This window comes from Streptomyces panacea (genome assembly GCF_040560175.1).
In the GTDB taxonomy this organism is placed as follows: Bacteria; Actinomycetota; Actinomycetes; order Streptomycetales; family Streptomycetaceae; genus Streptomyces; species Streptomyces panacea.
The window spans coordinates 1-3,474 of the sequence record NZ_JARJHW010000332.1; the positions used below are offsets into that span (position 1 = coordinate 1).

2 protein-coding genes and 1 pseudogene are annotated in these 3,474 nt (G+C 70.4%); 1 reads left to right on the forward strand and 2 read right to left on the reverse strand.

Going from position 1 to position 3,474, the window contains the following annotated elements; translation table 11 throughout:
• Both pruA and P3L51_RS35560 read right to left on the reverse strand, forming a co-directional pair.
• Positions 1 to 1,632 carry an L-glutamate gamma-semialdehyde dehydrogenase gene (gene pruA / locus P3L51_RS35555; RefSeq protein ID WP_354609500.1) on the reverse strand — a complete coding sequence of 544 codons (1,632 nt, stop codon included), beginning with the start codon at positions 1,630 to 1,632 and terminating at the stop codon, positions 1 to 3.
• A 63-nt stretch (positions 1,633 to 1,695) separates the two neighbouring features.
• Positions 1,696 to 2,622, reverse strand: a complete 927-nt coding sequence (locus tag P3L51_RS35560) for a proline dehydrogenase family protein (protein WP_354609501.1) — start codon at positions 2,620 to 2,622, stop codon at positions 1,696 to 1,698.
• A gap of 175 nt (positions 2,623 to 2,797) precedes the next feature.
• Between P3L51_RS35560 and P3L51_RS35565 the strand changes: the two are divergent.
• A pseudogene (locus P3L51_RS35565) lies at positions 2,798 to 3,474 on the forward strand (PucR family transcriptional regulator); the annotation flags it as partial.

Here is a 3,474-nt window from a genome sequence, read left to right on the forward strand (position 1 = left end):
TCAGCCCATGTGCGGGTAGCGGTAGTCCGTCGGGGACACGAGCGACTCCTTGATCGCCCGGGTCAGGGTCCACCGCATCAGGTTCTGCGGGGCTCCCGCCTTGTCGTTGGTGCCGGAGGCACGGCCGCCGCCGAAGGGCTGCTGGCCGACCACGGCGCCGGTCGACTTGTCGTTGATGTAGAAGTTGCCCGCCGCGTAACGGAGCTTGGCCATCGTGTCGGCCGCCGCCGCGCGGTCACCGGCGATGACGGCGCCGGTCAGCGCGTACGCGGAGACGGACTCCATCTGCGCCAGCATCGCGTCGTACTCCGCGTCCTCGTAGACGTGGATGGCGAGGATGGGACCGAAGTACTCCGTCGTGAAGACCTCGTTCGCCGGGTCGGTGCAGGCGATGACCGTGGGGCGGACGAAGTAGCCGACGGAGTCGTCGTACGTACCACCGGCGACGATGGTGCACGTCGGGTCGGCGGCGGCGCGGTCGATCGCGGCCTTGTTCTTCGCGAAGGCCCGCTCGTCGATGACGGCGCCGATGAAGTTCGACAGGTCGGTGACGTCGCCCATGGCGATGGCGTCGACCTCTGCCCCGAACTCCTCCTTGAAGCCGTCGTTCCAGATCGAGGCCGGGACGTAGGCGCGCGAGGACGCCGAGCACTTCTGGCCCTGGAACTCGAACGACCCGCGCGTCAGGGCCGTCTTGAGGACGCCGCGGTCCGCGCTCGGGTGGGCGACGACGAAGTCCTTGCCGCCGGTCTCGCCGACGATGCGCGGGTAGGAGCGGTACTTCTCGATGTTGCCGCCGACGGTCTTCCACAGGTGCTGGAAGGTCTTGGTGGAGCCGGTGAAGTGGATGCCCGCCAGCTCGGGGTGGTTGAGCGCCACCTCGGACACGGCGAGTCCGTCACCGGTCACCAGGTTGATGACGCCCTTGGGCAGCCCCGCCTCTTCAAGAAGGCGCATCAGCAGTACGGCGGCGTGGGTCTGCGTCGGCGACGGCTTCCAGACGACGACGTTGCCCATGAGCGCGGGCGCGGTCGGCAGGTTGCCGGCGATCGCGGTGAAGTTGAAGGGCGTGATCGCGTAGACGAAGCCTTCGAGCGGCCGGTGGTCCAGCCGGTTCCACACGCCGGTCGAGTTGGCCGGCGGCTGCTCGGCGAGAATGCCGCGCGCGTACGAGACGTTGAAGCGCCAGAAGTCGATCAGCTCGCACGGCGTGTCGATCTCGGCCTGCTGGACGGTCTTGGACTGGCCGAGCATCGTCGAGGCGGCCAGCGTCTCGCGCCACGGCCCCGACAGCAGCTCGGCGGCGCGCAGGATGATCGCGGCGCGGTCGTCGAAGGCCATCGCACGCCAGCCGGGGGCGGCGGCGAGCGCGGCGTCCACGGCGTCCTGGGCGTCCTGCTCGGTGGCGTTGCCGTACGTACCGAGGACGGCCTGGTGGTTGTGCGGCTGTACGACGTCGAAGCGCTCGCCGCCGCCCATCCGCTTCTCGCCGCCGATGGTCATCGGCAGGTCGACGGGGTGGTCGGCCAGCTCCTTGAGCTTGGCTTCGAGGCGGGTGCGCTCGGGGGAACCGGGGGCGTAGCCGTGCACCGGCTCGTTGACCGGCGTGGGGACCTGGGTCACAGCGTCCATGGGTGCCGAATCTCCTTGATCAGTAGACGGTTTACGGTCGACGGTCGGGGGCGGGGCGGGCACTCAGCCGCGGGTGGCGAGGGAACGCAGGAAGAAGGCCAGGTTGGCCGGGCGTTCGGCCAGCCGGCGCATGAAGTAGCCGTACCAGTCGGTGCCGTAGGCGATGTAGACGCGCACCCGGTGCCCCTCGGCGGCGAGGCGGTGCTGCTCGGCCTCGCGGATGCCGTAGAGCATCTGGAACTCGTACGCGTCGGTTTTTCGTCCGGCCCGAACGGCGAGTTCCTGGGCGATCGCGATCAGGCGCGGATCGTGGGACCCGACCATCGGGTACCCGTCGCCCGCCATCAGGGTCTTGAGGCAGCGCACGTACGCCTTGTCGACGTCGCCCTTGTCCTGGTGCGCGACCCGCGCGGGCTCCTTGTAGGCGCCCTTGACGAGCCGTACGCGCGAGCCCGCCGCCGCGAGGGTGCGGCAGTCGTCCTCCGTACGGAAGAGGTACGACTGGACGACGGCACCTGTCTCGGGGAAGCGCTCACGCAGTGCGCTGTGGATGGCCAGCGTCGAGTCGACGGTGGTGTGGTCCTCCATGTCCAGCGTAACGGTGGTGCCGATCTCGTTGGCGGCCTCGACGACGGTGGTGATGTTGCGCAGCGCCAGGTCGTGGCCGCCGCGCAGGGCCTGTCCGAAGGAGGAGAGCTTCACGGACATCTCGGCGCGGGCGCCGAGACCGAGCGGCGCGAGGGCCTCGATCAGCTTCAGATAGGCGTCGCGGGCGTGCAGTGCCTCGGCCGGGTCGGTGATGTCCTCGCCAAGGACGTCCATGGTGACTTCGAGGCCGCTGTCGGCCATGTCCTGGATGACCGGCGTCGTACCGTCGACGGTCTCGCCGGCGATGAAGCGGTCCACGACGGGCCTGGTGACCGGCGCGGCCGAGACGACGCGCCGCATCATGTCGCTGCGCGACGCGGCGAGAATCACGGGACCCAGCACAGGGCACCTCCACGGAAGAGAACGAGCAGGCCGTACGGGACACGAACGCCCGGCGACGGCACGGAGAACCACTCCGAAATCTAGGGACCGGTCCGATCCTCTGCCATCGACACCTGTCACGCATCCGTGGCCGGGATCTCAGACATATGTCTGAAGGCGGTGCGAGAATGTCCGTGTGAAGGACGATTACCAGGAGCTGGTCGACGAGATCTCGGCGCTGCTCGGCATGCCGCTGACGCTGGAGAACCGGGACTTCGGGCTGATCGCCTTCGGGGTGCACGACAGCGACGACGAGGGCGTGATGGACCCCGTCAGGACGCGTTCGATCCTGACGCGGAAGTCCACGCCCGCGGTGCGCGCCTGGTTCGAGGGCTTCGGCATCACTCGCGCGACCGGCCCCGTCCGGATCCCGGCCGCGCCCGACGCCGGGGTCTTCCGGGGCCGGATCTGCCTGCCCGTACGGCACCGGGGCACGGTGCTCGGTTACGTATGGCTGCTCGACGACACCGGGCAGGGCCCCACGGACGACCGGCTGGCGGCGGCCATGGACGTGACGGGGCGGATCGGGGCGCTGCTCGCCGAGGAGGTGCGGGCGGGGGCCGACCTGGCGCGCGAGTTCCGCGCCGTACTGACGGCGGAGCGCGGCTGGCAGCGTGACATGGCGGTGGAGGCGCTGCGCACGGCGCTGGGGCCGGGCGGGGACGGCACGCACGTGGTGGTGTGCGTCGCGCCGTGGCGGGGCGCCGACCCGACGGTACGCGCGGTGGCCGGCACGGCGGCGCTGTGCACGCTGCCGGATCCCCGGGTGGGCGCGTACGGGGCGGCCGGCCCGCCGGGCGACGACGCCGCCGG

Coding starts and splice junctions, on each gene's coding strand:
- pruA (WP_354609500.1), bottom strand. CDS start 1,632: ATGGACGCTGTGACCCAGGTCCCCACGCCGGTCAACGAGCCGGTGCAC.